Source organism: Streptomyces parvulus (genome assembly GCF_014648855.1).
Lineage (GTDB): Bacteria > Actinomycetota > Actinomycetes > Streptomycetales > Streptomycetaceae > Streptomyces > Streptomyces parvulus.
Genome location: NZ_BMRX01000002.1, coordinates 303,553 through 328,816, shown reverse-complemented (window position 1 = coordinate 328,816; position 25,264 = coordinate 303,553). Strand labels below are relative to the sequence as shown.

The following is a 25,264-nucleotide window of genomic DNA, read 5'->3' as shown; positions in this document are numbered from 1 at the left end:
CGACTGGGGCATCACCATGAGCGACAACACCAAGACCACCACGGCGGTGGCCGACTCGTTCCCGCAGCAGCGGGACGGCGACACCGCGCCGCTTCTCCAGGTCAGGGGCCTGAAGAAACACTTCCCCATCAAGGGCGGCTTCCCGGTCAAACGCACCGTCGGCCACGTCAAGGCCGTCGACGGCGTCGACTTCGAGGTCTACCCGGGCGAGAGCCTCGGCCTCGTCGGCGAGTCCGGCTGCGGCAAGTCGACGACCGGCCGGCTGCTGACCCGTCTCCTCGAGCCCACCCAGGGCACGATCGAGTACAAGGGCCAGGACATCACCCGCGCCAACCGGCGGCAGCTCGCGCCGATCCGGTCCGAGATCCAGATGATCTTCCAGGACCCGTACGCGTCGCTGAACCCCCGGCAGACCGTGGGCACGATCATCGCCGGCCCGATGGAGATCAACGGGATCAACCCGCCCGGCGGCCGGGAGAAGCGCGTCCGCGAGCTCCTGGAGATCGTCGGTCTCAACCCGGAGCACTACAACCGCTTCCCGCACGAGTTCTCCGGCGGTCAGCGGCAGCGCATCGGCGTCGCGCGCGCCGTCGCGCTCCAGCCGAAGCTCATCGTCGCCGACGAGCCGGTCTCGGCCCTCGACGTGTCGATCCAGGCCCAGGTGGTGAACCTGCTGCAGGAGGTGCAGCGGGAGATGGGCATCGCGTTCGTGTTCATCGCCCACGACCTGGCGATCGTGCGGCACTTCTCGCAGCGCGTCGCGGTGATGTACCTCGGCAAGGTCGTGGAGGTCGCGGACCGCGACTCGCTCTACAACCGTCCCCGCCACCCCTACACGCACGCCCTGCTGTCGGCCGTGCCGGAGGCGGACCTGGACGCGGACAAGCGCGAGCGCATCCGCCTGGAGGGCGACGTCCCCTCGCCGATCTCGCCGCCGTCGGGCTGCCGCTTCCGCACCCGGTGCTGGAAGGCGCAGGACAAGTGCGCGACCGAGGAGCCGCCGCTGGTGCAGCTCTCCGGCAACCGCGCGGGCCACCTGACGGCCTGCCACTTCCCGGAGGAGCCGACGACCGAGGCGCGCGGCGAGGACATCGTCATGGACCGCGGCCTGAAGGCGCTGGAGGACGGCGCCGAGGGCGGCACGACGATCACCAAGGGCTGAACCGGCCCGAGGGGCGGGAACGGGAGGACCACTCCCGCTCCCGCCCTTCGTCGTGTCCGCCCTCCCCGCCACTGCCGCCCCTCGTCGTGTCCGCCCGTCCTCGCTGGTCAGGACGGGCCGCCAGTCCCGCGTCTCAGCCGCCCGCCCGCCGCTCCGACCTGCCGCCGGCACCCGTCCGGCGGACGTCCGCAACCCGTACGGACCGTACGGGTGTGCGCCGCGCGATCAGCCCCCCGAAGCTGGCCGGGAACGCACCAGCGGACGAGTCAGGGCACGAGGAGGCACTCCATGCGCGGAGCGACGCACGCCAGACGGGCCGCATGCGCGGCGGCGGTAGCCCTCGCGGCGACGGCCTGCGGAGGCGGGGGCGGGGACGGCGGCAGCGGGGACAGCGGCGCCGTGCTCAGCTCCTCGTGGGGCGACCCCCAGAACCCGCTGGAGCCGGCCAACACCAACGAGGTGCAGGGCGGCAAGGTCCTCGACATGATCTTCCGGAACCTGAAGAAGTACGACCCGAAGACCGGCGAGGCCAAGGACATGCTCGCCGAGAAGATCGAGACCTCCGACTCGCGGACCTTCGACATCACCGTCAAGGACGGCTGGACCTTCAGCAACGGCGAGAAGGTCACCGCCCAGTCCTTCGTCGACGCCTGGAACTACGGCGCGAGCCTGAAGAACAACCAGCGCAACGCGTACTTCTTCGCCTACATCGACGGCTACGACAAGGTGCACCCCGAGGACGGCGGCGACCAGAGCGCCGACACGCTCTCCGGGCTGAAGGTGACCGGGGAACGCACCTTCACCGTCAAGCTCAACCAGACGTTCTCCAGCTTCCCCGACACCCTCGGCTACAACGCCTTCGCGCCGCTGCCCAAGGCGTTCTTCGACGACCACGACGCCTGGCTCCAGAAGCCCGTCGGCAACGGCCCCTACCAGGTCGACAACTACACCCGCGGCAACCAGATGTCGCTGCGTACCTGGGACCAGTACCCGGGCGACGACAAGGCCCAGAACGGCGGCGTCGACCTCAAGGTCTACACCGACAACAACACGGCCTACACCGACCTGATCGCCGGCAACCTGGACCTCGTCGACGACGTCCCGGCCGCCCAGCTCAAGAACGTGAAGAACGACATCGGCGACCGGTACATCAACACCCCGGCCGGCATCATCCAGACCCTCGCCTTCCCGTTCTACGACGACGACTGGAACAAGTCCGGGTCCGAGAAGGTCCGCAAGGGCCTGTCCATGGCGATCGACCGCAAGCAGATCACCGACACGATCTTCCAGCAGACCCGCACCCCGGCCACCGACTGGACCTCACCGGTGCTCGGCGAGGACGGCGGATACAAGGCCGGCCTGTGCGGCGACGCCTGCGACTACAACCCGGAAGAGGCGAAGAAGCTGGTCAAGGACGGCGGCGGCCTCCCCGGCGGCCAGGTCAAGATCACGTACAACGCCGACACCGGATCCCACAAGCAGTGGGTCGACGCGGTCTGCAACTCCATCAACAACGCTCTGGACAACGACCGCGCCTGCGTCGGCAACCCGGTCGGCACCTTCGCCGACTTCCGCAGCCAGATCACCGACCGGAAGATGAGCGGCCCCTTCCGCGCCGGCTGGCAGATGGACTACCCGCTCATCCAGAACTTCCTCCAGCCGCTGTACTACACCAACGCCTCCTCCAACGACGGCAAGTGGTCCAACCAGGAGTTCGACGACCTCGTCGACAAGGCCAACGGCCAGACGGACACCGCCGAGGCCGTCAAGACCTTCCAGCAGGCCGAGGAGGTCGTCCGCGACAACATGGCCGCCATCCCGCTCTGGTACCAGAACGGCAGCGCCGGCTACTCGGACCGGCTCTCCAACGTGGAGCTGAACCCGTTCAGCGTCCCCGTGTACAACGAGATCAAGGTGAGCTGAGGGGGCGCCATGGGACGCTACGTCGTCCGGCGGCTGCTCCAGATGATCCCGGTCTTCATCGGGGCCACGCTGCTTATCTTCCTGATGGTCAACGTGATGGGCGACCCCGTCGCGGGACTCTGCGGCGACCGGGAGTGCGACCCGGCCACCGCGGCCCAGCTGCGCAAGGAGTTCGGTCTCGACAAGCCCGTGTGGCAGCAATACCTGACCTACATGGGCAACGTCTTCACCGGCGACTTCGGCACCGCCTTCAACGGCCAGCCGGTCACCGAGCTGATGGGCACGGCGTTCCCGGTCACCATCCGGCTCACGATCATCGCGATCCTCTTCGAGATCGTCGTCGGCATCGTCCTCGGCGTCGTCACCGGTCTGCGCCGCGGCCGCCCCGTCGACACCGGGGTGCTGCTGCTCACGCTGGTCGTCATCTCCGTGCCCACCTTCGTCACCGGCCTGCTGCTCCAGCTGCTGCTCGGCGTCAAGTGGGGCTGGATCGACCCCGCCGTCTCCTCCGAGGCGCCCTTCGACGAGCTGATCGTCCCCGGCCTGGTCCTCGCCTCGGTGTCGCTGGCCTACGTCACCCGCCTGACCCGCACCTCCATCGCGGAGAACCGGCGCTCCGACTACGTCCGCACCGCCATCGCCAAGGGCCTGCCGCGCCACCGGGTCATCACCCGGCACCTGCTGCGCAACTCCCTCATCCCCGTCATCACCTTCATCGGCACCGACATCGGCGCCCTGATGGGCGGCGCCATCGTCACCGAGCGGATCTTCAACATCCACGGCGTCGGCTACCAGCTCTACCAGGGCATCCTGCGCCAGAACACGCAGACCGTGGTCGGCTTCGTCACCGTCCTGGTCCTCGTCTTCCTCGTCGCCAACCTCGTCGTCGACCTCCTGTACGCCGTACTCGACCCGAGGATCCGCTATGCCTGACCAGGAGCCCTACGAGCCCGAGCGCGCCATCGCCGGCACCGGCATGGGCGGCACCATGGACCTCGGCGCCAGCGAGGCGGTCACGCTGGAGAAGGCGCCGGGCCCCGACGGCGGCAGCCCGCAGGACAAGCCCCGCAGCCTCTGGTCCGACGCCTGGCACGACCTGCGCCGCAACCCCGTCTTCATCATCTCCGCGCTGGTGATCCTCTTCCTGATCGTCATCTCCATCTGGCCGTCGCTGATCGCCTCCGGCAACCCCCTCAAGTGCGACCTCGCCAAGGCTCAGGAGGGCTCCCAGCCCGGCCACCCCTTCGGCTTCAACGGCCAGGGCTGCGACGTCTACACCCGCACCGTCTACGGCGCCCGCACCTCCGTGGCGGTCGGCGTCCTCGCCACCCTCGGGGTCGCCGTCCTCGGCAGCGTGCTCGGCGGGCTCGCCGGGTTCTTCGGCGGCGCCGGGGACGCCGTACTCTCCCGGATCACCGACATCTTCTTCGCCATCCCGGTGGTCCTCGGCGGCCTGGTGCTGCTCTCCGTGATCACCAGCAACACGGTCTGGCCGGTCATCGGCTTCATCGTGCTGCTCGGCTGGCCGCAGATCTCCCGCATCGCCCGCGGCTCCGTCATCACCGCCAAGCAGAACGACTACGTGCAGGCCGCCCGCGCCCTCGGCGCCTCCAACTCCCGGCTGCTGCTGCGGCACATCGCGCCGAACGCCGTCGCCCCGGTCATCGTCGTGGCGACCATCGCGCTCGGCACCTACATCTCCTTGGAGGCCACCCTGTCGTTCCTCGGCGTCGGCCTGAAACCGCCCAGCGTCTCCTGGGGCATCGACATCTCCGCCGCCGCCCCCTACGTGCGCAACGCCCCGCACGCCTTGCTGTGGCCGTCCGGCGCGCTGGCCGTCACCGTCCTCGCGTTCATCATGCTCGGCGACGCGGTGCGCGACGCCCTCGACCCGAAGCTGAGGTGAGCCCGGCCATGCTGCTCGAAGTGCGCGACCTGCACGTGGAGTTCCACACCCGGGACGGTGTCGCCAGGGCCGTCAACGGGGTCAGCTACGGCGTCGACGCGGGCGAGACGCTGGCCGTCCTCGGCGAGTCCGGCTCCGGGAAGTCCGTCACCGCCCAGACGGTCATGGGCATCCTCGACGTCCCACCGGGCCGGATCACCTCGGGCGAGATCCTCTTCGAGGGCCGGGACCTGCTGAAGCTGAAGGAGGAGGAGCGCAGGAAGGTCCGCGGCGCCGAGATGGCGATGATCTTCCAGGACGCGCTGTCCTCGCTGAACCCCGTCCTGACCGTCGGCGACCAGCTCGGCGAGATGTTCACCGTGCACCGGGGCATGTCCCGCAAGGACGCCCGCGCCAAGGCCGTCGAACTGATGGACCGGGTCCGCATCCCGGCCGCGAAGGAGCGGGTGCGGCAGTACCCGCACCAGTTCTCCGGCGGTATGCGCCAACGCATCATGATCGCCATGGCGATGGCCCTGGAGCCCAAGCTGATCATCGCCGACGAACCGACCACCGCCCTCGACGTCACCGTCCAGGCCCAGGTCATGGACCTGCTCGCCGAACTCCAGCGCGAGCTGCACATGGGCCTCATCCTCATCACCCACGACCTCGGCGTGGTCGCCGACGTCGCCGACCGGATCGCCGTCATGTACGCGGGCCGCATCGTCGAGACCGCCCCGGTCCACGACATCTACAAGAACCCCGCCCACCCCTACACCCGCGGCCTGCTGGAGTCGATCCCGCGCCTGGACCAGAAGGGCCAGGAGCTGTACGCCATCAAGGGCCTGCCGCCCAACCTCACCCGCATCCCGCCCGGCTGCGCCTTCCACCCGCGCTGCCCGATGGCCCAGGACGTCTGCGCCACCGACGTACCACCGCTGTACGACGTCACCGAGTCCGACGCGGAGCGGGGCAGCGCCTGCCACTTCTGGAGGGAGTGCCTCCATGGCTGAGCCGATCCTTCAGGTCACCGGCCTCGTCAAGCACTACCCGCTGACGACCGGCATCCTCTTCAAGAAGCAGGTCGGCGCGGTGAAGGCGGTCGACGGCGTCGACTTCCACCTCGACCGCGGCGAGACCCTCGGCATCGTCGGCGAGTCCGGCTGCGGCAAGTCCACCGTGGCCAAGATGCTGGTCAACCTGGAGCGCCCGACGGCCGGCGAGATCCGCTACAAGGGCGAGGACATCACCCGGCTCTCCGGGAAGGCCCTCAAGTCCGTGCGCCGCAACATCCAGATGGTCTTCCAGGACCCCTACACCTCCCTCAACCCCCGCATGACGGTCGGCGACATCATCGGCGAGGCGTACGACATCCACCCCGAGGTGGCGCCGAAGGGCGACCGGCGGGCCCGGGTCCAGCAGCTCCTCGACGTGGTCGGCCTCAACCCGGAGTACATCAACCGCTATCCCCACCAGTTCTCCGGCGGCCAGCGCCAGCGCATCGGCATCGCGCGCGGCCTCGCCCTGCGCCCGGAGATCATCGTCGCCGACGAGCCGGTCTCCGCCCTCGACGTCTCCGTGCAGGCGCAGGTGATCAACCTGATGGCCCGCCTCCAGGACGAGTTCGACCTGTCCTACATCTTCATCGCGCACGACCTGTCGATCGTCCGGCACATCTCCGACCGGGTCGGGGTGATGTACCTCGGCCGCATCGTGGAGACCGGACGGGACGCCGAGATCTACGACCACCCGACCCACCCCTACACGCAGGCCCTGCTCTCCGCCGTGCCGGTGCCCGACCCGGAGGCCCGCGAGCACCGGGAGCGGATCATCCTGGCCGGCGACGTCCCGTCCCCGACGAACATCCCCTCCGGCTGCCGCTTCCGCACCCGCTGCTGGAAGGCGCGGGAGCGGTGCGCGCTGGAGGTGCCGGCCCTCGCCGTCCCCGCGGAGTTCCGCTCGGTCTCCGGGCCCGCGGCCCACGACTCGGCGTGCCACTTCGCGGAGGAGAAGCAGGTGGTGCCGCCCGAGACGGACGACGGCGCCGGGCACGGCAGCGGGCCGGGGTGACATGGCGCTCCCCGGCCCGCTTACGGCACCCGCACGGCCGTACGCTGAACAGCCTCACCCGTCCGTATATCGGTGCCGCTTCCGTGAAGTTGCCTCTTTGTTAAGGCGGTTGGCGTACGGGTGACACGGCCGGCTCGGTCTACGACGGCGCCGGCAACGACCGCCTGAGGAAGTCGACCTGGAGCCGCAGCAGGTTCTCGGCGACCGACTCCTGCGGGGTCATGTGCGTGACGCCGGAGAGCGGCAGCACCTCGTGCGGGCGGCCGGCGGCCAGCAGCGCCGAGGAGAGCCGCAGGGAGTGCGCGACCACCACGTTGTCGTCGGCCAGCCCGTGGATGACCATCATCGGGCGGTGCGGCTCGGCCGCGTCCACCAGTCCCGCGTCGTCGATCAGCGAGTTGCGGCGGTAGACCTCCGGCTGCTCGCCGGGGTCGCCGAGGTACCGCTCCTGGTAGTGGGTGTCGTACAGCCGCAGGTCGGTGACCGGGGCTCCGACCACCGCCGCGTGGAAGACGTCGGGCCGGCGCAGGGCGGCCAGCGCGGCCAGGTAGCCGCCGAAGGACCAGCCGCGGATCGCGACCCGGTCCAGGTCGAGCGGAAAGTCGGCGGCGAGCGCCCGGAGCGCGTCGACCTGGTCCTGGAGCACCACGGCGGCCACGTCGTCCTTGATGGACTTCTCCCAGGCGGGGGAGTGCCCCGGCGTGCCCCGCCCGTCGGCGACGACCACCGCGAACCCCTGGTCGGCGAACCACTGCGAGGTGAGGTGGGCGTTGTGCGCCGCCACCACCCGCTGGCCGTGCGGGCCACCGTACGGGTCCAGGAGCACGGGCAGGAGGGAGTCACCGTGGTAGTCCGTTGGCATAAGCACGGCGCACGGGACAGCGCGTGCGCCCCCTCGGGTGAGTGTCACGCGCGGGGACAAACCGGGGTCTTCGGCGTACGAGGTGACGGTGGCCGTCGGCTTGCCGTCCCGCAGCACGACCACCCGGGCCCCCGGCCGGTCGAGCGTCGCCGAGACGAGAACGGTCACGCCCCCGGAGCGCGCCGCGGTGTGCACGCCGGGCTCCTGCGAGACTCGCTCCACGCCGAGTTCGTTCACCCGGTAGACGTGCACCTCGCCCGTCTCCGGGCCGGCGGCCTCCTCGCCCGCCGACGCCGAGACCAGCACGTCGTCGGCGCCGACGTCCAGCACCGCCCGCAGGTGCAACTGGCCTCCGGTCAGCAGCCGTTCACCGACCGCCAGGACGCGCGCTCCCCCCTCGTCGGCGATCCGCACCAGCTGTCCGGAGGGGCTCCAGCAGGGCACCCCGGGGAAGAGTTCCAGCCAAATTGGATCTTCGTCCGCGTGCACCATCCGGGTCGTCCCGGACACGGTGTCCACGGCCAGGAACAACTGGCTGCGCTGGTCGCGCGCCTGGACGAGAAGGAGCGGCGCACCCGACCCCGACCAGTGCACTCGCGCCAGATACGGGTACCGCGCCCGGTCCCACAGGACCTCCGTGCGCCCCCCGTCGAGGCCGAGGACGAACAGGCGTACGTCAGCGTTGGCGGTGCCCGCCGCCGGATACGGCACGTGTTGTGGATCACGTTCGGGGTGGGCCGGGTCGGAGATCCACCAGCGCTGTACGGGGGTGTCGTCCACCCGCGCCACCAGCAGCCGGTCCGAGTCGGGGCCCCACCAGAAGCCCCGGACGCGGCCCATCTCCTCGGCCGCGACGAACTCCGCGAGCCCCCACGTGACGCCGTCGCCGTCCGCCTCGGCCAGGGCCCGGTCCCCGTCCCCCTCGGCGCCCACGACCCGCAGGCCGCCCCGCGCGACGTAGGCGACGTGCCGGCCGTCGGGGGCGGGGCGGGGGTCGATCACCGGTCCGGGCGTGGACAGTTCACGTGCCGTGCCGGCCCGCAGCTCGGCCGTGAAGAGCCGCCCGGAGAGGGCGAAGGAGGCCAGCTCGACGGCCGAGTCGGTGGCGTACCCGACGATCCCGGCGCCGCCCTCGCGGCTGCGCTCCCGCCGCGCCCGCTCCTCGGGCGACAGGGCCTCCTCCGCGCCGCCGAGGAGGGCGCGGGGGTCGGCGGCGACGCGCTCCGCGCCCTCGTCCACGTCGAGGACCCACAGGGAGTTGGCCCGGTCGGTACCGGCGCCGGAGCGCAGGAAGGCGACCCGGGAACCGTCGGGCGCCACGGTGAACGAACGCGGCGCGCCGAGCGTGAACCGCTGGGTGCGCGCGTGCCGTTTGGGGAAGGAGTCGGGCTCGGTCGTCATGCCCCGACCATATTGGCCATGCGCCCCCTTGTGCGGCCGTGCGCCGAGAGATGCGCGCGCACGGATAGTTATGATCACTAGCGCATAGTGGGTATCAACCAGGTGCTCGCTGCGTGGATTTATCTGTACGCCCTGTCCCGAGCTCCGACTGCGACCCGACCCTCATGTCCCTGGGCTTATTGGAGGTGAGCCGCCGTGGCACTCTCGATTTCGGCGGTTGTGCTGCTGGCGATCATCGTCTTCCTGCTGGTCAAGAAGTCCGGCCTGAAGGCGGGGCACGCGGTGGTGTGCATGCTTCTCGGCTTCTATCTGGCCTCTTCGACCGTCGCGCCCACGATCAGTGAGCTGACGACGAACATCGCGGGGATGATCGGGAGCATCAACTTCTGAGCGCCGGCGGCGAGGCCCGCCCGGCCTCGCCGCCCCATAGAGTGACCGTATGAAGGAACTGCCCGCCCGCCGTCTGCTGCTGGTGCACGCGCACCCGGACGACGAGTCGATCAACAACGGCGTCACCATGGCCAGGTACGCCGCCGAAGGCGCCCACGTGACGCTGGTGACCTGCACCCTCGGCGAGCGGGGGGAGGTCATCCCGCAGGGCCTGGCGCACCTGTCCGGCGCCGCCCTCGGCGGACACCGCAGGGGAGAGCTGGCCGCCGCGATGCGCGCGCTCGGCGTCGAGGACTTCCGGCTGCTCGGCGGGCCGGGCCGGTTCGCGGACTCCGGGATGATGGGCCTGTCCGACAACGACGACCCGGGCTGCCTGTGGCGGGCGGACGTCGACGAGGCCGCCGCGCTCCTCGTCGAGGTGATCCGCGAGGTACGCCCCCAGGTGCTCGTCACCTACGACCCCGACGGCGGCTACGGCCACCCCGACCACATCCAGGCCCACCGCATCGCCATGCGCGCGGTCGACCTGGCCGCCGAGGCCGGGTGCCCGGTGGAGAAGGTGTACTGGAACCGCGTCCCGCGCTCCCGCGTCGAGGACGAGTTCGCCCGCCTCCGCGCCGCCCTCCCGGACACGCCGTTCGACCGGGCGGCCGGCGTCGAGGACGTACCGGGCGTCGTCGACGACGCGAGGATCACCACCGAGATCCGCGGCGAGGGCACCGCTTACGCCGCGGCCAAGTCCGCCGCCATGCGGGCGCACGCCACCCAGATCACGGTCGACGGACCCTACTTCGTCCTCTCCAACGGCCTGGCCCAGCCCGTCCTCACCACCGAGCACTACGAACTGGTGCGCGGCGCACGCGCCCGGGGCGGGGTCGAGAGCGACCTCTTCGCCGGCATCGGCATCGAGGGGGCGTCGTGAGCGGCCGCACCCGGCCGGCCAGCTCCGTGCTGGCCCAGCCCCTGCGCCCGCCCTCGCTCGGCCGCGCCGCCCTCTACCTGGCACTCTTCGTCCTCGGCGCGGCGACCGGCGTCGCCGGGGCGCTGCTCCAGCCGGCCTGGTTCCCCGGCGGGCTGCTGCTGGCGCTGGCCGCCGAGGCCGGGCTGTGCCTCGGCGCGGGCCGCGCGACCGGACGCCGGGGCGGGGCCGTCGCGCCGGCCGCGGGCTGGGCGCTCGCCGTGGTGCTGCTCACCACCAGCCGCCCCGAGGGCGACTTCCTGTTCGCGGCGGGCAGCGGCTCGTACCTCTTCCTGCTCGGCGGCATCGCCGTGGCTGTGATGTGCGCCACCCTCGCGCCGGTGAGGCAACCGGGCGGCGGCACCGCCCGACTTCGCAAGTGACGTACCGCTTCGCCATACCGCGCTCGTGCGAGTCCCGTGTGGGTTTCCCCGGCGGTCACGGGATACGCGCGAGAAGTGGCCAGTATGGTGGTGCGCGCCGCCGAGCCGCCCGCTTTGAAGGTGTGACGGGCGGCGGAGCCAACCGGGAGAACCTGCCTTGAGTCGTGAAACTGACAGTTCGTCCTCCGGGCCCCACGGGCGCGGCGGAGCCGCATACCCCTCGGGCACCCCGCCCTACGGGACACCCACGGCTTCCGACGCCGGTGCGGACGCGGGCCGTTCGGCCGCGCGACCGGAGGAGCGCAAGACCGAGACGACGCTGACGACCCGTATCCGGATCAACATCCCCGGGTCCCGGCCCATCCCGCCGGTCGTCGTACGCAAGCCCGTCACGGACGCCGAGGCCGGCGCCGCGGGCGACGCGGAGACGACCGCCGAGCAGCCCGCGCCGAGCGCGGTCCCTCCCACGAGCGCCCCCGAGGCTCCCGCCGAGCCCGCCGCGCCCGCCGAGGAGAAGCCGACGAGCGACTGGTTCGCGCCCCGCAAGTCCGGCCCCGCCAAGGGACCTCAGGGCGACGGCTCCGCCAACGGCGCCGGTCAGCCCGGGGGTTCGGGCCCCGCGGCCGGCGCCCCGGCCGGTCCGGCCGGCGCGGGCGCTCCCGGCGCCGCCGCGCCGGGCGCCGGCACGCGCCCGGGCGGCGGTGGCCGTCCCGGTGGCGTCGTCGGCTCGATGAGCGTGCCCGGCGGCACCCGCCCCGGGTCCGGCAACGGCGCCGGACTGCCCGGCGCGACCGGCGGCCCCGTCGCGCCCGGCCACGGCGGAGGCACCGGTTCCTTCGACGTGACCGAGGCACTCGCGGCCGGACCCCTGGGCGGCGGCAACGGCGCCCGCCCCGGCGGCGAGCCGCGCCGCGACGACCTCCCGTACTTCGCCGGCGACGGAGCCGGCGCAGCGGGCGGCCCGAACGGTCAGACCCCCCAGGGCTCCGGCCCCGCGGGCCCGACCGGCGGTCCGGTCACCGGCGAGGGCCGCCTGACCCCGCCCCCCGTGGGCGACCTCGGCGACTTCGGCGCCCCCGGGGCGGCCGGCGCCCCCGGGGCACCCGCGCAGCGTGGGCCCGCCCAAGGCGGCGTACGCGGACCGGGCGGTGCCCCCGCACCCGGCAGGCCCCAGGGCCCCGGCGGCGGACTCAGCGACGACACCGCGATCCTCACCCCGCAGAAGCCCGCCCCCGAACCGGGCACCCCGGGCTACGGCAACCCGGACAACGTCTCCGGCAACACCGTGACCAGCGGCATCCCCGTCGTCCCGGGCGAGCGCACCGCGCCCTTCCAGGGCCCAGGCGGCGACGGACCGCTGCCGCACACGCCCCCCAAGCTGCCCGAACCGGTCTCCACGCCCCCGGCGGGCTCCGCCAAGCCCGCCAAGAAGAAGGGGCGCGGCAAGCTGCCGCTGCTCGTCGGCGGCCTGGTCGTCGTCGCCGGCGTCACCTACGGCGCCGGGCTGCTGATGAACCGCTCCGACGTGCCCAAGGGCACCACCGTGCTCGGCGTCGACATCGGCGGCGGCACCCGCGACGACGCCGTCGAGAAGCTGGACGACACCCTCGCCGCTCGTGCGGGCAAGCCCCTCAAGCTCACGGTCGGCGGCGACACCGTCTCCCTCAGGCCAGACCAGGCCGGGCTCCAGCTCGACACGCAGGCCACCGCGAGCGCGGCCGCGAAGAGCGACTACAACCCGGTCTCCGTCATCGGCTCGCTCTTCGGCCAGAAACGCGTCGTGGAACCGCAGATGCCGGTCGACGAGGAGAAGCTGCACGCCGCCCTGGAGGACGCGGCCGGCGGCGCCGGCTCGGTCACCGAGGGCACCGTCGAGTTCGAGTCCGGCAAGGCCGTGCCCGTCTACGGCAAGGCCGGCAAGGGCATCGACGTCGCCAAGTCGACGGAGTCCGTGCGGGCGGCGTACCGCTCCCAGGTGGAGACCGGCACCGCCGCCGCGGTGAACGTGCCGACCACCACCCAGCAGCCGACGGTCCCCAGGGCCGAGGTCGACCGGATGCTCAAGGAGTTCGCCGAGCCGGCGATGTCGGCCAAGGTGACCGTGCAGACGGACGCGGCGCACACCATCGCGTTCAGCCCTGAGAAGTCGCTCTGGAAGTTCCTCGGGGTCACGGCCGTCGGCGGCAAGCTCGTCGACAAGCCCGACCTGAACGCCCTCAAGAGCCTCTACGGCCAGACCTTCGACGGCGTCCTCATCACCCGCGCCAACGGCGAGAAGACGCCGGTCACCCCCGAGGACGTCTACGGCTCCCTGCGCCAGGCCCTCAAGAGCAAGACCGACCGCGTGGCCGTCATCGACACCAATCCCAGCTGACGCAACAGTCCGCCAGGGGGTGCCGGGTGCCCCCTGGCCGGGCCGGCCGCGGCGCCCCGCCGGGGGCGCGGGGAACCGCGCGACCAGCCACGCACGGCAGCCGGTCGCAGGACGACCGCACCTCCACCGCGCCCAGGCGCCCGCCTCAGTTCAGCATCGCGCGGGCCGCCCGGGCCTCCCCCCGCACCTCCTCCGCGGCCCCGTCGTCCACCGCGCCCACGACCTCCGCGTACGCCTCCAACTCCCCGGCCCCCGCCGAGAACTCCCCCCGCCGCACCAGCAGCCGCGCCCGCTCGTACCGCAGCCGCGCCGCGTGGGCCGGCAGCAGCAGGGCCAGCTCGATCGCCCACAGCCCGACCGCCGACTCCTCCGGCCGGCCCTCGGCCCACGCCCGGATGTTGTTCAGCACCCGCGCCACCACCTGCAACGGCGCCGCCGGCTCCAGCATCGAAGGCCGCAGCCCCGCCCCCGTCGCCCCGGCGACCAGCGTCTCCGCGTCGTCCCCTTCGAGCACCCGGCCCCCGTCGAACGGGTCGACCAGCACCCGCTCCTCCGCCGGCCCGGACTCCGCCCCGAGCCCCACGACGAAGTGCCCCGGAAGCGCGACCCCGTACACCGGCGCCCCCGCCCGCCGGGCGACCTCGAGCCACACCACCGACAGCAGGATCGGCAGCCCGCGCCGCCGCCGCAGCACCTCGTGCAGCAGGGACGACTCCAGCCGCTGGTAGTCCGCGGCCACCCCGTGGAACCCGTACCGCCCGCCGAGCAGATCCCGCAGCGCCACCGCCCAGGCCCGCGGCGCACCCGGCCGGAAGGGCAGCTCCCCGGCCAGCCGGTCGAGTTCCACCTGCGCGGCGTCCAGCCCCGCCTCGTCCAGCGCCCCGTCCGCCTCCGCGCCCAGCAGCAGGCACAGCGTCGCGAGGTCGGGCCGCTCGGACCGCGCCTCCTCGGCGAACCGCCGCCGCACCTGCGCGGAGCGCTCCGGCGAGGGCGGACGCACCCGCCCCGTCACGGCGCCGCCGTCGCGGCGTCCGAGGGCTCCCGGTAGTGGTGATAGGCGTGGTGCGCCGCGAAGCCCATCCCGGCGTACAGCGCCCGCGCCCCGGCGTTGTCCGTCTCCACCTGGAGCCACGCCGCCGACGCGCCCTCCTCCAGGGCCCGCCCGGCCAGCGTGGCCATCACGGCGGTCGCGAGTCCCCGGCGCCGCTGCGCGGGGTCCACCTCGACGGCGGCGAAGGAGGCCCACCGCCCGTCCACGACACACCGCCCGATCGCTGCCGGGGCGTCCGCGCCGGGGACCGTCGCGAACCACACCGAAGGGCCCCCTCCCAGCACCCGCAGGGCCACGTCGGAGACGCCCTTGCGCTGGTAGCGGGCCAGCCACGCCTCGTCCGCGTCGCGGGACAGGACCACGCCGGCGCCCTCGGCCAGGTCGGCCACCGGAGCCAGGCCGCCGGTCCACACCTCCGCCGACACCTCGCGCACCCAGCCCCGCCGCTCCAGCTCCGCGCACAGCCGCTCCTCGGTGCCCTCGGCACCGGTCGCGGCCTGCACGTAGGCGGGCAGCCCCCGGGCGCCGTACCAGCGCCGTACGGCACTCAGGGCGTCGTCCAGCGGCAGCCCCGGATCGCCGAGCGGGAGCGCGGAGTTGGCCCGGCGCGTGAAGCCGCCGGCCGCCCGCAGCCGCCACTCGCCGAGCCGCTCCTCCTCGACGGGGGGCCAGGCCCGCGCGGCTACCCGGGCCAGCTCCTCGTACGTCGCGGCGGGACCGCGCCGGCGCGCGGGTGCGGACGGCACGACCTTTCCGGCGACGAGCGCGGATTCCGCGACACGCACGGTCTCGCCACTCTTTCGTGTGATCAGCAGCACACCGTCGGTCCAGGATGTGAGAACACCGACCGTGTCGGTGAACTTCTCAAGCGAGCCACCCGCTTCGCTCAAGCGCCGCACGGAGACTCGTTTGCCCACGTCAGCAGCGGTGATGCGGACCTCAAGACGCCCAGCGGCAGAGATTTCCACGGGTCTGTCCACCCCTCCTGTTCGGATCATGCCCAAGAACGGAGATACTAGGGGCGGGCATCGACGACGCCGCGCTCCCGCGCGCCAGGCGGCGGAGCCTGAGGAGGCCCGCCAGCGCCCTATCGAGGAGGAACGACAGCGTGACCTACGTCATCGCGCAGCCTTGTGTCGACGTGAAGGACAAGGCGTGCATCGAGGAGTGCCCGGTCGACTGCATCTACGAGGGCCAGCGGTCCTTGTACATCCACCCGGACGAATGCGTCGACTGTGGTGCCTGTGAGCCGGTCTGCCCGGTCGAGGCGATCTTCTACGAGGACGACACTCCGGAGGAGTGGAAGGACTACTACAAGGCGAACGTCGAGTTCTTCGACGAACTCGGCTCGCCGGGCGGTGCCAGCAAGCTGGGCCTGATCGAGCGCGACCACCCCTTCGTCGCCGCGCTGCCGCCGCAGGCGTAAGCACCCGCGCCGCCTCGGTCCCGTACGGCCCGGTCCTCCCGACCGGTGCGGTACGGGGCCGAGGCGTTTGCCGAGGACTCGCGCAGGACGAAGACGAAAGAGAGCCACCAACGTGTCCGCAGTCTCCGACCGGCTTCCCACCTTCCCCTGGGACAAGCTGGAGCCGTACAAGAAGACGGCCGCGGCCCACCCCGACGGCATCGTCGACCTCTCCGTCGGCACCCCGGTCGACCCGGTCCCCGAGCTGATCCAGAAGGCGCTGATCGACGCGGCGGACTCCCCGGGCTACCCGACGGTCTGGGGCACCCCGGCGCTGCGCGACGCGATCACCGGCTGGGTGGAACGCCGCCTCGGCGCCCGCGACGTCACCCACCGCCACGTGCTGCCGATCGTCGGCTCCAAGGAACTCGTCGCCTGGCTCCCGACCCAGCTCGGCCTCGGCCCCGGCGACCGGGTGGCCTTCCCCCGCCTGGCCTACCCGACCTACGAGGTCGGCGCCCGCCTGGCCCGCGCGGAGTACGAGGCCTACGACGACCCGACCGCACTGGACCCGGCGGGCCTCAGGCTGCTGTGGCTCAACTCGCCGTCCAACCCGACCGGCAAGGTCCTGTCGAAGGCGGAGCTGACCCGGATCGTGGCCTGGGCCCGCGAGCACGGCGTCCTCGTCGTCTCCGACGAGTGCTACCTGGAACTGGGCTGGGAGGCCGCCCCGGTCTCCGTCCTGCACCCGGACGTCAACGGCGGTTCGTACGACGGCCTGGTGGCCGTGCACTCGCTCTCCAAGCGGTCCAACCTCGCCGGCTACCGCGCGGCGTTCCTGGCCGGCGACCCGGAGGTCCTCGGCCCGCTGCTGGAGATCCGCAAGCACGGCGGCATGATGACGTCGGCGCCGACGCAGGCGGCCGTGGTGGCGGCCCTCGGCGACGACGAGCACGTGCGCGTCCAGCGCGAGCGGTACGCGGCCCGCCGCGCCGTCCTGCGCGAGGCCCTGCTCGGCCACGGCTTCCGCATCGAGCACAGCGAGGCCAGCCTCTACCTGTGGGCCACCCGCGACGAGTCCTGCTGGGACACGGTCGCCCACCTGGCCGAGCGCGGCATCCTGGTGGCCCCGGGCGACTTCTACGGCCCGGCCGGGGAACGCTTCGTCCGCGTGGCCCTGACGGCGACGGACGAACGAGTCCAGTCAGCGGCGGCCCGCCTGAAGCGGTAGGCAAGAAAGAACGCCGGGGCCTGGGAACCCCAGACCCCGGCGCCGTACAGACCCGGCGTCAGCCGATCGGCAGACCCTGCACCGGCAGCCCGCCCGCGCCCAGCGAGTCGGTGGGCAGCCCGCCCTTCGTGGCGGTGGCCGCCGTGTCACCGACGATGTCCCCGGCGGAGCCCGCCGCGTCCCCGGCGGCGTTCTGCGCGGCCGGGGTGGCCTTCTTCACGACCGAGCCACCGGTCTTGCCGGCGGTCGGCACGGCCTTCTGGACGGCCTTGCCGCCGGTCTCGCCCGCGGTCTCGGTCACGTTCTGGGCGGCGGAGTCCACGGTGTTGCCGACGTTCGCGCCGTCCAGGGCGGTCAGCCCCCCGAGGTTCGGGGTGGCGGGCAGTTCGGGAGCCGCGCTGGCGGAGCCGGCCGCACCGACCCCGGCGGCCGCTCCCGCAGCGACGAGCAGCGCGGCACGGGCGATCCGGCGGGTCAGGGGGAGGGACATGATGCTCCTTCGACGGAAGTCAACTGATGAGTAGCGACCGTTCCCGGCGAGTGATCGACGGGCTCGGACGCAGTGACTACCGCTCGAAGGCCGCGAAGGTTGCGGCGGCACAACGTAAAGAGTTGGCAATGCGTCGCATAATCAGGTGCACAGAAAAACGGGCAAAAGGGCTCCGGTCGGAAAGTCTGCCGAATCCTTACAGCCCTTGATTTTCCCGGGCTCCGGCGCTTTCGGGGGCGACCACGCGAAAAGGCGTAAGCCGCGTCGACCCGGCGCCCGCGCGGGTAACCCGGGGGAGTGACGGACCGTACGGGCGGCCGACAGGCCCTACCGCATGGACGTGATCCGCACCGAGCCCGCCGCCCGCTCCGCGCCCTCGGCGCCGCCCGAGCCCATCGGCGTCCACTTGCTGTCGGTGTTGCCCGCGGTCCACGTCCGGCCCGCGTAGGAGACCCGCTCGACGTGCAGCGAGGAGGCGTTGGCCACCGCCCAGTGCGCCAGCTGCCAGCCCCGCCGGTGCGGGTCCTCGCCGCCGTCGGCGCCCGCGCCCCCGGCCACGGGCAGCGTCACGGTCCGCCCGTCGCCGTCGACGGCCCCGGCGCCGGGAGCCGTGGACGGCTCCGCCGAGGTCCCGCCCGCCGTCGCGGCGGCCGGCTGGAACACCGCGCGCCCGAAGTCCCGCACCAGCGCCGCCCGCACCGCCTCCGGCCCCTTCTCCCGCGCGGCGCCGGGGCGCCCGTCGCAGGTCAGGGTCGCGGCGGACCGGCCGGTCAGAGCGGCGGCGAGCAGCGTGGCGTCCGGCTCGTGCTTGGCGTAGGCGTGGGGGAAGGCGCTGCGCTGCACCCGCTGGGCGGCGTCGGTCAGTTCGAGGTCCTGGTAGCCGGGGATCTCGACGAGGTGGTCGTAGAAGAGACCCGCCGAGTACGCCGGGTCCATGATCTCCGCCGGCTTGCCCCAGCCCTGCGAGGGCCGCTGCTGGAACAGGCCGAGCGAGTCCCGGTCCCCGTGGTCGAGGTTGCGCAGCGTGGACTCCTGCAACGCGGTCGCCAGCGCGATCGTCACCGCCCGCTCCGGCAGCTTGCGCGCGGTGCCGACCGCGGTGATCGTCGCGGCGTTCACCGCCTGCTCCGGCGTGAACTCGTACGCCGTGCCGCCGTCGCCGCCGGCGACCACCTTGCAGCCGGGCGCGCCCGCGCCCCCGGTCACGTACTGCACCGCCAGGTATCCGGCGACGGCGAACAGGGCCATGGCGGCGGCCCCGGAACGGACGAGGCGGCCACGGCGCTTGGGCGGCGGAGTGGGCTGAAGCACGCGTACAAGGTACTGGAGGGTAGCGTCCGGTGTATGCCGGGTACGCACAGTGCCCGAGCAGGCAGGGGCGTTAGGGTCTCAGCCATGGCCGACACCCCGCTTGACCTCACCCTGGACGCCGCGGAGCTTACCGCGCGGCTCGTCGACTTCCCCTCCGAGAGCGGCACCGAGAAGCCCTTGGCGGACGCGGTCGAGAGCGCCCTGCGCGCCCTGCCGCACCTGACGGTCGAGCGGTACGGCAACAACGTCGTCGCGCGGACGGACCTCGGCCGCGCGGAACGGGTGATCCTGGCCGGCCACATCGACACGGTCCCCATCGCGGACAACGTGCCGTCCCGGCTCGACGAGGACGGCGTCCTGTGGGGCTGCGGCACCTGCGACATGAAGGCCGGCGTCGCGGTGCAGCTGCGCATCGCCGCCACCGTCCCGGCCCCCAACCGCGACCTGACTTTCGTCTTCTACGACAACGAGGAGGTCGCCGCCGACCTGAACGGCCTGGGGCACGTCGCCGAGGCGCACCCCGAGTGGCTGGAGGGCGACTTCGCGGTGCTCCTCGAACCCTCCGACGGCCAGGTCGAGGGCGGCTGCCAGGGCACCCTGCGGGTCCTGCTGAGGACGACGGGGGAGCGGGCGCACTCGGCCCGGAGCTGGATGGGCTCCAACGCGATCCACGCGGCCGCCCCGATCCTCGCCCGCCTGGCCGCCTACGAGCCCCGCTACCGCGTGATCGACGGCCTGGAGTACCGCGAGGGCCTGAACGCCGTCGGCATCACGGGCGGTGTCGCGGGCAACGTGATCCCCGACGAGTGCGTGGTCACCGTCAACTTCCGCTACGCCCCCGACCGCAGCCCCGAGGACGCCCTCGCCCACGTGCGCGAGGTCTTCGCCGACTGCGGGGTGGCCGAGTTCGTGGTCGACGACCACAGCGGCGCGGCCCTGCCCGGACTGTCCCACCCGGCCGCGGCCGCCTTCATCGAGGCGGTGGGCGGCACCCCGCAGCCCAAGTACGGCTGGACCGACGTCTCCCGCTTCTCGGCGCTCGGCGTCCCCGCGGTCAACTACGGCCCGGGCAACCCGCACCTGGCGCACAGGCGGGACGAGCGGGTCGAGGTGGCGAAGGTCCTCGCGGGCGAGGAACGCCTGCGCTCCTGGCTGACGGCCTGATCCGGCCGCGCCGGAAATTGGTTTACCCCGGCGCGTGGCGGACATGCTCAGGTCCCTCGTACGTAACCCGCGTAGATCTACGCTGAGGTGGAAGAACCTGCAACTGGAGGGAGCGCGCATGGCTACCGGCAACCCCGAGGGCAAGAAGCGGCCACCGGAGGAGCAGCGCCTGGGCCCTGTCCTCCGGCGGCGGGGTCAGGTCCAGAAGAGCACCACGGACCAGCGCCTGCTGGACGAGCGCGCGCCGACGGACTGGGTGCACACCGACCCCTGGCGGGTGCTGCGCATCCAGTCGGAGTTCATCGAGGGCTTCGGCACGCTCGCCGAACTGCCGCCCGCGATCAGCGTCTTCGGCTCCGCCCGCACGCCGGCCGACTCGCCGGAGTACGACGCCGGCGTCCGGCTGGGCCGCGGGCTGGTCGAGGCGGGCTTCGCGGTCATCACCGGCGGCGGGCCCGGCGCCATGGAGGCCGCCAACAAGGGCGCCCTGGAGGCGCAGGGCACCTCGGTCGGCCTCGGCATCGAGCTGCCCTTCGAGCAGGGCCTCAACCCGTACGTCGACATCGGCCTGAACTTCCGCTACTTCTTCGTCCGCAAGATGATGTTCGTGAAGTACGCGCAGGGCTTCGTGGTGCTCCCCGGCGGCCTGGGCACCCTCGACGAGCTCTTCGAGGCGCTCACCCTGGTGCAGACCCAGAAGGTGACCCGCTTCCCCATCGTCCTCTTCGGCTCCGAGTACTGGGGCGGCCTCGTCGACTGGCTCCGCGGCACCCTGGTGGCCCAGGGCAAGGCCGCCGAGAAGGACCTGCTCCTCTTCCACGTCACGGACGACGTGGACGAGGCGGTCGCGCTGGTCTCCAAGGAGGCCGGCCGCTAGGCGCTCCTGCGGGGGCGGGGGAGTGCCCCGCCCCTACGCCAGACCCCGCCGGGCCACCGCCGGCGCCCGGTGACCGGCGATCGTGGCCACCATGTCCAGGACCTGCCGGGTCTCCTCCACCTCGTGCACGCGGTACACGCGCGCGCCGAGCCACGCCGACACCGCGGTGGTCGCCAGCGTCCCGAGCACCCGCTCCTTGACCGGCCGGTCCAGCGTCTCGCCGACGAAGTCCTTGTTCGACAGGGACACCAGCACCGGCCACCCCGTCTCCACCATCTCCCCGAGCCGGCGCGTCGCCTCCAGGCTGTGCCGGGTGTTCTTGCCGAAGTCGTGCCCGGGATCGATCAGCACCGACTCGCGCGGCACCCCCAGCGCGACCGCCCGCTCGGCCAGCCCCAGCGTCACCCGCAGGATGTCCGCCACCACGTCGTCGTACGTCACCCGGTGCGGCCGCGTACGCGGCTGAGCGCCCCCGGCGTGCGTGCACACCAGGCCCACCCCGTACCGCGCGGCGACCTCCGCGAGCTTGGGGTCGACGCCGCCCCACGCGTCGTTCAGCAGGTCCGCGCCCGCCTCGCACACGGCCTCGCCGACCTCGTGCCGCCAGGTGTCCACGCTGATCACGACGTCCGGGAAGCGCCGCCGCACCTCCGCCACGAACCCGACCGTCCGGCGCGCCTCCTCCTCGGCCGACACCTCGTCGCCGGGCCCGGCCTTCACGCCGCCGATGTCGATGACGGCGGCCCCCTCGGCCACCGCGCGCTCCACGCGCGCGAGGGCGGGCTCGTCGTGGAAGGTGGCCCCCTGGTCGTAGAAGGAGTCCGGGGTCCGGTTCACGATCGCCATGATCACCGGCTCGTGCGCCGCGAATTCACGCCTGCCCAGCCTGAGCATCCCCTGTGACATCTCCTCGTCCATACCGTTCTCTCGTCCCGGTGCCGCCGTCGGGCCGCTCCCGGGCCGGGGCGCACGCCCATCGGCGCCCGCGGCCCCGACTGTCAGACTCGCATGGCACGATCGGACCCGACACAACCGACCCGACCGTGGGGGCCAGCGATGGTCATGTTCCTGTTCCTCGTCATCGCGCTGGCCGTCGTGGTGGCCGGGGTGACGCTCGCCGTGGTGAGCGGCGGCGACAGCGGACCGCTGCCCGACGCCGAGCCCGAACGCCTCCAGGACGCCCTGCCCCCCGACCGCCCCGTCGGACGCCCCGACGTGGAGCGCCTCCGCTTCCCGCTCGTCCTGCGCGGCTACCGCATGGCGGACGTCGACGACGCCCTCGGCCGCCTCGGCGCCGAGCTGGCCGAGCGCGACGCCCGCATCGCCGACCTGGAGTCCGCCCTGGCCGGTGCCCGGTCCGCCGCCGCCCACCAGCGCGCCGTCATGGACAAGCCCGCCCCCGGGGAGCAGCGGTGAGCACCGGCGAGGCCGTCGCGGGCCCGGACGGCGCGCCGCGCTGCCCCTGGGCCCTGTCCACGGCGGACTACGTGACGTACCACGACGAGGAGTGGGGCAGGGCGGTCCACGGGGACGTCGCGCTGTTCGAGCGGCTCAGCCTGGAGGCCTTCCAGTCCGGGCTCTCGTGGATCACCATCCTGCGCCGCCGGGAGGGCTTCCGAGCCGCCTTCGCCGGCTTCTCGATCCCCGAGGTGGCCGCCTTCACCGACGCGGACCGCGAGCGGCTGCTCGGCGACGCCGGGATCATCCGCAACCGCGCCAAGATCGACGCGACCCTGGCCAACGCGCGCGTGCTCGCCGGCTGGGCGCCCGGTGAGCTGGACGAGCTGATCTGGTCGCACGCCCCCGACCCGGCGGGCCGCCCGGCCCCGAAGACCCTCGCCGACGTCCCCGCCGTCACCCCGGAGTCCACCGCACTGTCCAAGGCACTCAAGAAACAGGGCCTGCGCTTCGTCGGCCCGACGACGGCCTACGCCCTGATGCAGGCATGCGGCCTGGTCAACGACCACCTCTCGAGGTGCGTGACAAGAAGCGCCCTTTAGGGGCGCGGGGAACTGCGCGACCAGCCACGACGAACCGCACCCCGCGACGGCGCTCACACTCCCCGATCTCACCGCCCCAAGTACTCGGGCTTCCGCTTCTCGACGAACGCCCGCACCGCGATCGCGTGGTCCTCGGAGGCGCCGGCCCGCGACTGCAGCTCGTCCTCCTTCTCCAGCGTCTCGGAGAGCGAGTGCGTCAGCCCGTACGCCATCGCCTCCTTCAGCGCCGCGTACGCCACCGTCGGCCCCTCGGCCAGCGCCCGCGCCGTCCGCTCGGCCTCCGCGCGCAGATCGGCGGCGGGCACGACACGGGTGGCGATGCCGAGGTCGTACGCCTCCTGCGCGCCGATGCTGCGCGGGAAGAGCAGCAGGTCGGCGGCGCGCCCGGGGCCCACGACACGCGGCAGCGTCCAGGAGATCCCCGAGTCCGCGGTGAGCGCGACCCCGGCGAAGGAGGTGTTGAAGGCGGCGGTGTCCGCGACGATCCGGTAGTCCGCGGCCAGCGCGAAGCCGAGGCCCGCCCCGGCGGCCACGCCGTTCACGGCGGCGACCACCGGCTTCTCGGCCTCCGCGAGCGCCCGGACGATCGGGTTGTAGTGCTCGCGCACCGTGCTCATGGTGGCGCCCGACCCGGCCTCCCGGTCGGCGGCCAGCAGCCCGATGTGCTCCTTGAGGTCCTGGCCGACGCAGAACGCCCGGTCACCGGCCGCCGTGAGCAGCACCGCCCGTACGGCGCCGTCCGCCGCCGCGGAGCGCACCGCGTCCCGGAGCGCGACCTTGGTCTCGATGTTCAGCGCGTTCATCGCCTCGGGGCGGTTCAGCGTGATCGTCGCGAGCCCGTCGCTCACCTCGTAGAGCACGGTGTCGGCCATGGAATTCCCCTCCGCGTCGTCGCGTGTGTCGGGCAACAGCATGACGGAGATCGCCGGGAACGCGAGGCCGCGGAGATGTGACCTGCGTCAAAGAATTCCGGTCCGTATCCATTCGGTGGAAGTGGGCGAGGGCGCGCAGTATCGCAGTCACATCCCCGAATTGAGTGGTTTTGCTCGCGCGCGTTGCCCAAGCGATGCCGACCGATGTTGGTCATCGGGTCCTGGGATGCGGGATAATGGCTGGGAAGCAATGTGTTCGATGCCGGTGTCGCGCGTCCGGGCCGGACTGCGCGTGCCCTCACGGGCCGTCGGCGGTGACGGTGAGCTGGTATCAGGAAGGGGAACGAGCATGGCGGCCATGAAGCCGCGGACGGGCGATGGCCCGCTCGAGGTGACCAAGGAGGGGCGGGGCATCGTCATGCGCGTTCCGCTCGAAGGCGGCGGGCGGCTCGTCGTCGAGCTGACCCCCGATGAGGCCGACGCGCTCGGCGACGCCCTCAAGAAGGTCGTCGGCTGACGCGCGAGCGACCATACCCGTTCAGTCGCCCCGGTGCCGCACGCGGTGCCGGGGCGACTGTTTTTCCGGTGCCCCGCGCGTCCTTCCGCGAAGTCCCGCGGCGGGATTCCGCGGCGTACTTCCTCAGCGCTTCACGGCGCACAGCAGCCCGTCGCCGACCGGAAGCAGTGACGGCACCAGTTCCTGGCTCTCCCGCACCGCGCGCAGAACCTCCCGCAGCCGCAGCACCTCGGTGGGCTGCGGTCCCGAGTCGATCGTCCGGCCGGCGCCGAAGACGCCCTCGAAGGCGACGAGCCCGCCCGGGCGCAGCAGACGCAACGATTCAGCGAGGTAGTCCGGGTACTCCAGCCGGTCGCCGTCGCAGAAGACGAGGTCGTAACCGGCGTCCGCGAGCCGCGGCAGTACGTCCAGGGCGCGGCCGGGGATGAACCGGGCCCGGTTGCTGGCGAAGCCCGCGGCGCGGAAGGCCTGGCGGGCGAACTGCTGGTGCTCCGGCTCCGGGTCGACCGTGGTCAGCACACCGTCCGGACGCATTCCGTGCAGCAGATGGATCCCGGAGACGCCGCAGCCGGTGCCGATCTCCGCGACCGCCTTCGCGTCCACGGCGGCGGCGAGCAGCCCCAGGGCCGAGCCCGTCCCCGGGGTCACCGAACGCAGACCCGCCTCGCGGGCCCGGTCACGTGCCCAGAGCAACGCGTCGTCCTCGGCGACATAGGCGTCGGAGAACGCCCAGCTCGTCTGCCGGTTGCCGGTAATGACCCTCTCCTGTCCCCGTCGAAGCCTCGGCGTGACTGTATCCGTTGGCGTCGGGAACCCGCAGATGGGACCGGTCGTTGAAAAGGGAGAGCAGAAGAGGCGATCGAGCGGCCGGAGACCGGGACGGGGGCGGCGGATGGACCAGGGCGTCCACCAAGTGCTGACGCAGCCGTACGAGCCGG

The 25,264-nt window shown here is 72.7% G+C and carries 25 protein-coding genes; 17 read left to right on the top strand and 8 right to left on the bottom strand.

Annotated features, from left to right (window positions below):
• Positions 1 to 16 precede the first annotated feature (16 nt).
• The 6 genes from IE108_RS04440 to IE108_RS04415 all read left to right on the top strand — a co-directional run bounded on the left by IE108_RS04440 (position 17) and on the right by IE108_RS04415 (position 7,040).
• Complete coding sequence (locus tag IE108_RS04440; RefSeq protein WP_064729663.1) at positions 17 to 1,162, top strand: ABC transporter ATP-binding protein; 1,146 nt, start codon at positions 17 to 19, stop codon at positions 1,160 to 1,162.
• 288 nt (positions 1,163 to 1,450) lie between these two features.
• Positions 1,451 to 3,085: a peptide ABC transporter substrate-binding protein gene (locus tag IE108_RS04435; protein WP_064729664.1), complete on the top strand. Its 1,635-nt coding sequence runs from the start codon at positions 1,451 to 1,453 to the stop codon at positions 3,083 to 3,085.
• 9 nt (positions 3,086 to 3,094) lie between these two features.
• Positions 3,095 to 4,018 (top strand): ABC transporter permease, encoded by a 924-nt coding sequence (locus tag IE108_RS04430; RefSeq protein ID WP_064729665.1) that lies wholly within the window; start codon positions 3,095 to 3,097, stop codon positions 4,016 to 4,018.
• A complete protein-coding gene (locus tag IE108_RS04425) occupies positions 4,011 to 4,991 on the top strand; it encodes an ABC transporter permease (protein WP_064729666.1) in 981 nt (326 codons plus the stop codon). Before IE108_RS04430 ends, IE108_RS04425 begins: the two co-directional genes overlap by 8 nt.
• A gap of 8 nt (positions 4,992 to 4,999) precedes the next feature.
• A complete protein-coding gene (locus IE108_RS04420; RefSeq protein ID WP_064729667.1) occupies positions 5,000 to 5,983 on the top strand; it encodes an ABC transporter ATP-binding protein in 984 nt (327 codons plus the stop codon).
• Positions 5,976 to 7,040, top strand: a complete 1,065-nt coding sequence (locus tag IE108_RS04415) for an ABC transporter ATP-binding protein (RefSeq protein WP_064729668.1) — start codon at positions 5,976 to 5,978, stop codon at positions 7,038 to 7,040. The genes IE108_RS04420 and IE108_RS04415 overlap by 8 nt, the downstream gene beginning before the upstream one ends.
• Before the next feature lie 139 nt (positions 7,041 to 7,179).
• Here the strand turns inward: IE108_RS04415 and IE108_RS04410 are convergent, their stop codons facing one another.
• Entirely contained in the window at positions 7,180 to 9,303 is a 2,124-nt protein-coding gene (locus IE108_RS04410; protein ID WP_064729669.1) for a S9 family peptidase, read from the bottom strand.
• Positions 9,304 to 9,498: 195 nt separating this feature from the next.
• Here IE108_RS04410 and IE108_RS04405 point away from each other — a divergent pair, with 195 nt between their 5' ends.
• The 4 genes from IE108_RS04405 to IE108_RS04390 all read left to right on the top strand — a co-directional run bounded on the left by IE108_RS04405 (position 9,499) and on the right by IE108_RS04390 (position 13,408).
• Positions 9,499 to 9,693 (top strand): hypothetical protein, encoded by a 195-nt coding sequence (locus tag IE108_RS04405; RefSeq protein WP_029393692.1) that lies wholly within the window; start codon positions 9,499 to 9,501, stop codon positions 9,691 to 9,693.
• Between the two features lie 49 nt (positions 9,694 to 9,742).
• On the top strand, positions 9,743 to 10,615 hold the full coding sequence (mshB, locus tag IE108_RS04400) for an N-acetyl-1-D-myo-inositol-2-amino-2-deoxy-alpha-D-glucopyranoside deacetylase (protein ID WP_064729670.1): 873 nt from the start codon (positions 9,743 to 9,745) through the stop codon (positions 10,613 to 10,615).
• Complete coding sequence (locus IE108_RS04395; protein ID WP_064729671.1) at positions 10,612 to 11,034, top strand: DUF6113 family protein; 423 nt, start codon at positions 10,612 to 10,614, stop codon at positions 11,032 to 11,034. The genes mshB and IE108_RS04395 overlap by 4 nt, the downstream gene beginning before the upstream one ends.
• 157 nt (positions 11,035 to 11,191) lie before the next feature.
• Positions 11,192 to 13,408: a hypothetical protein gene (locus IE108_RS04390; protein ID WP_064729672.1), complete on the top strand. Its 2,217-nt coding sequence runs from the start codon at positions 11,192 to 11,194 to the stop codon at positions 13,406 to 13,408.
• 145 nt (positions 13,409 to 13,553) lie between these two features.
• Here IE108_RS04390 and IE108_RS04385 read toward each other — a convergent pair whose 3' ends face one another.
• Both IE108_RS04385 and IE108_RS04380 read right to left on the bottom strand, forming a co-directional pair.
• The gene (locus IE108_RS04385) at positions 13,554 to 14,420 is read right to left on the bottom strand and encodes a transglutaminase-like domain-containing protein (protein ID WP_107420267.1); all 867 of its coding nucleotides are present in this window, start codon (positions 14,418 to 14,420) and stop codon (positions 13,554 to 13,556) included.
• The gene (locus IE108_RS04380) at positions 14,417 to 15,427 is read right to left on the bottom strand and encodes a GNAT family N-acetyltransferase (RefSeq protein WP_064729673.1); all 1,011 of its coding nucleotides are present in this window, start codon (positions 15,425 to 15,427) and stop codon (positions 14,417 to 14,419) included. The genes IE108_RS04385 and IE108_RS04380 overlap by 4 nt, the downstream gene beginning before the upstream one ends.
• A 140-nt stretch (positions 15,428 to 15,567) precedes the next feature.
• On the opposite strand from IE108_RS04380, the gene fdxA reads away from it, so the two are divergent.
• Together fdxA and IE108_RS04370 are read left to right on the top strand one after the other, a co-directional pair.
• Positions 15,568 to 15,885: a ferredoxin gene (gene fdxA / locus IE108_RS04375; RefSeq protein ID WP_005480604.1), complete on the top strand. Its 318-nt coding sequence runs from the start codon at positions 15,568 to 15,570 to the stop codon at positions 15,883 to 15,885.
• A 112-nt stretch (positions 15,886 to 15,997) separates the two neighbouring features.
• Entirely contained in the window at positions 15,998 to 17,095 is a 1,098-nt protein-coding gene (locus IE108_RS04370; RefSeq protein ID WP_064729674.1) for a bifunctional succinyldiaminopimelate transaminase/glutamate-prephenate aminotransferase, read from the top strand.
• A gap of 58 nt (positions 17,096 to 17,153) precedes the next feature.
• Here IE108_RS04370 and IE108_RS04365 read toward each other — a convergent pair whose 3' ends face one another.
• Together IE108_RS04365 and IE108_RS04360 are read right to left on the bottom strand one after the other, a co-directional pair.
• Positions 17,154 to 17,585, bottom strand: a complete 432-nt coding sequence (locus IE108_RS04365) for a hypothetical protein (RefSeq protein WP_064729675.1) — start codon at positions 17,583 to 17,585, stop codon at positions 17,154 to 17,156.
• 327 nt (positions 17,586 to 17,912) lie between these two features.
• A complete protein-coding gene (locus tag IE108_RS04360; protein ID WP_079163655.1) occupies positions 17,913 to 18,896 on the bottom strand; it encodes a VldE C-terminal domain-containing protein in 984 nt (327 codons plus the stop codon).
• A gap of 84 nt (positions 18,897 to 18,980) precedes the next feature.
• Here IE108_RS04360 and dapE point away from each other — a divergent pair, with 84 nt between their 5' ends.
• Both dapE and IE108_RS04350 read left to right on the top strand, forming a co-directional pair.
• Positions 18,981 to 20,060 carry a succinyl-diaminopimelate desuccinylase gene (dapE, locus tag IE108_RS04355; RefSeq protein WP_064729677.1) on the top strand — a complete coding sequence of 360 codons (1,080 nt, stop codon included), beginning with the start codon at positions 18,981 to 18,983 and terminating at the stop codon, positions 20,058 to 20,060.
• Positions 20,061 to 20,178: 118 nt separating this feature from the next.
• On the top strand, positions 20,179 to 20,937 hold the full coding sequence (locus IE108_RS04350) for an LOG family protein (RefSeq protein ID WP_064729678.1): 759 nt from the start codon (positions 20,179 to 20,181) through the stop codon (positions 20,935 to 20,937).
• Between the two features lie 33 nt (positions 20,938 to 20,970).
• On the opposite strand, the gene folP is transcribed toward IE108_RS04350, so the two are convergent.
• Complete coding sequence (gene folP / locus IE108_RS04345) at positions 20,971 to 21,831, bottom strand: dihydropteroate synthase (protein WP_064731952.1); 861 nt, start codon at positions 21,829 to 21,831, stop codon at positions 20,971 to 20,973.
• Between the two features lie 162 nt (positions 21,832 to 21,993).
• Between folP and IE108_RS04340 the strand changes: the two genes are divergently transcribed.
• Both IE108_RS04340 and IE108_RS04335 read left to right on the top strand, forming a co-directional pair.
• A complete protein-coding gene (locus IE108_RS04340) occupies positions 21,994 to 22,353 on the top strand; it encodes a DivIVA domain-containing protein (RefSeq protein WP_064729679.1) in 360 nt (119 codons plus the stop codon).
• Complete coding sequence (locus IE108_RS04335; RefSeq protein ID WP_064729680.1) at positions 22,350 to 22,937, top strand: DNA-3-methyladenine glycosylase I; 588 nt, start codon at positions 22,350 to 22,352, stop codon at positions 22,935 to 22,937. The genes IE108_RS04340 and IE108_RS04335 overlap by 4 nt, the downstream gene beginning before the upstream one ends.
• A 68-nt stretch (positions 22,938 to 23,005) precedes the next feature.
• Here IE108_RS04335 and chcB read toward each other — a convergent pair whose 3' ends face one another.
• Positions 23,006 to 23,809 carry a 2-cyclohexenylcarbonyl CoA isomerase gene (gene chcB, locus IE108_RS04330; RefSeq protein WP_064729681.1) on the bottom strand — a complete coding sequence of 268 codons (804 nt, stop codon included), beginning with the start codon at positions 23,807 to 23,809 and terminating at the stop codon, positions 23,006 to 23,008.
• Positions 23,810 to 24,158: 349 nt separating this feature from the next.
• Between chcB and IE108_RS04325 the strand changes: the two genes are divergently transcribed.
• A complete protein-coding gene (locus tag IE108_RS04325; RefSeq protein ID WP_003966491.1) occupies positions 24,159 to 24,326 on the top strand; it encodes a DUF3117 domain-containing protein in 168 nt (55 codons plus the stop codon).
• Between the two features lie 123 nt (positions 24,327 to 24,449).
• On the opposite strand, the gene IE108_RS04320 is transcribed toward IE108_RS04325, so the two are convergent.
• Positions 24,450 to 25,148, bottom strand: a complete 699-nt coding sequence (locus tag IE108_RS04320; protein WP_079163851.1) for an O-methyltransferase — start codon at positions 25,146 to 25,148, stop codon at positions 24,450 to 24,452.
• Positions 25,149 to 25,264 lie beyond the last annotated feature (116 nt).

What these genes read in the sequence shown, in the direction of transcription:
- IE108_RS04440 (WP_064729663.1), top strand. Translation starts at nt 17, where the DNA reads ATGAGCGACAACACCAAGACCACCACGGCGGTGGCCGACTCGTTCCCG.
- IE108_RS04435 (WP_064729664.1), top strand. Translation starts at nt 1,451, where the DNA reads ATGCGCGGAGCGACGCACGCCAGACGGGCCGCATGCGCGGCGGCGGTA.
- IE108_RS04430 (WP_064729665.1), top strand. Translation starts at nt 3,095, where the DNA reads ATGGGACGCTACGTCGTCCGGCGGCTGCTCCAGATGATCCCGGTCTTC.
- IE108_RS04425 (WP_064729666.1), top strand. Translation starts at nt 4,011, where the DNA reads ATGCCTGACCAGGAGCCCTACGAGCCCGAGCGCGCCATCGCCGGCACC.
- IE108_RS04420 (WP_064729667.1), top strand. Translation starts at nt 5,000, where the DNA reads ATGCTGCTCGAAGTGCGCGACCTGCACGTGGAGTTCCACACCCGGGAC.
- IE108_RS04415 (WP_064729668.1), top strand. Translation starts at nt 5,976, where the DNA reads ATGGCTGAGCCGATCCTTCAGGTCACCGGCCTCGTCAAGCACTACCCG.
- IE108_RS04410 (WP_064729669.1), bottom strand. Translation starts at nt 9,303, where the DNA reads ATGACGACCGAGCCCGACTCCTTCCCCAAACGGCACGCGCGCACCCAG.
- mshB (WP_064729670.1), top strand. Translation starts at nt 9,743, where the DNA reads ATGAAGGAACTGCCCGCCCGCCGTCTGCTGCTGGTGCACGCGCACCCG.
- IE108_RS04365 (WP_064729675.1), bottom strand. Translation starts at nt 17,585, where the DNA reads ATGTCCCTCCCCCTGACCCGCCGGATCGCCCGTGCCGCGCTGCTCGTC.
- dapE (WP_064729677.1), top strand. Translation starts at nt 18,981, where the DNA reads ATGGCCGACACCCCGCTTGACCTCACCCTGGACGCCGCGGAGCTTACC.
- IE108_RS04350 (WP_064729678.1), top strand. Translation starts at nt 20,179, where the DNA reads ATGGCTACCGGCAACCCCGAGGGCAAGAAGCGGCCACCGGAGGAGCAG.
- folP (WP_064731952.1), bottom strand. Translation starts at nt 21,831, where the DNA reads ATGCTCAGGCTGGGCAGGCGTGAATTCGCGGCGCACGAGCCGGTGATC.
- IE108_RS04340 (WP_064729679.1), top strand. Translation starts at nt 21,994, where the DNA reads ATGGTCATGTTCCTGTTCCTCGTCATCGCGCTGGCCGTCGTGGTGGCC.
- chcB (WP_064729681.1), bottom strand. Translation starts at nt 23,809, where the DNA reads ATGGCCGACACCGTGCTCTACGAGGTGAGCGACGGGCTCGCGACGATC.
- IE108_RS04325 (WP_003966491.1), top strand. Translation starts at nt 24,159, where the DNA reads ATGGCGGCCATGAAGCCGCGGACGGGCGATGGCCCGCTCGAGGTGACC.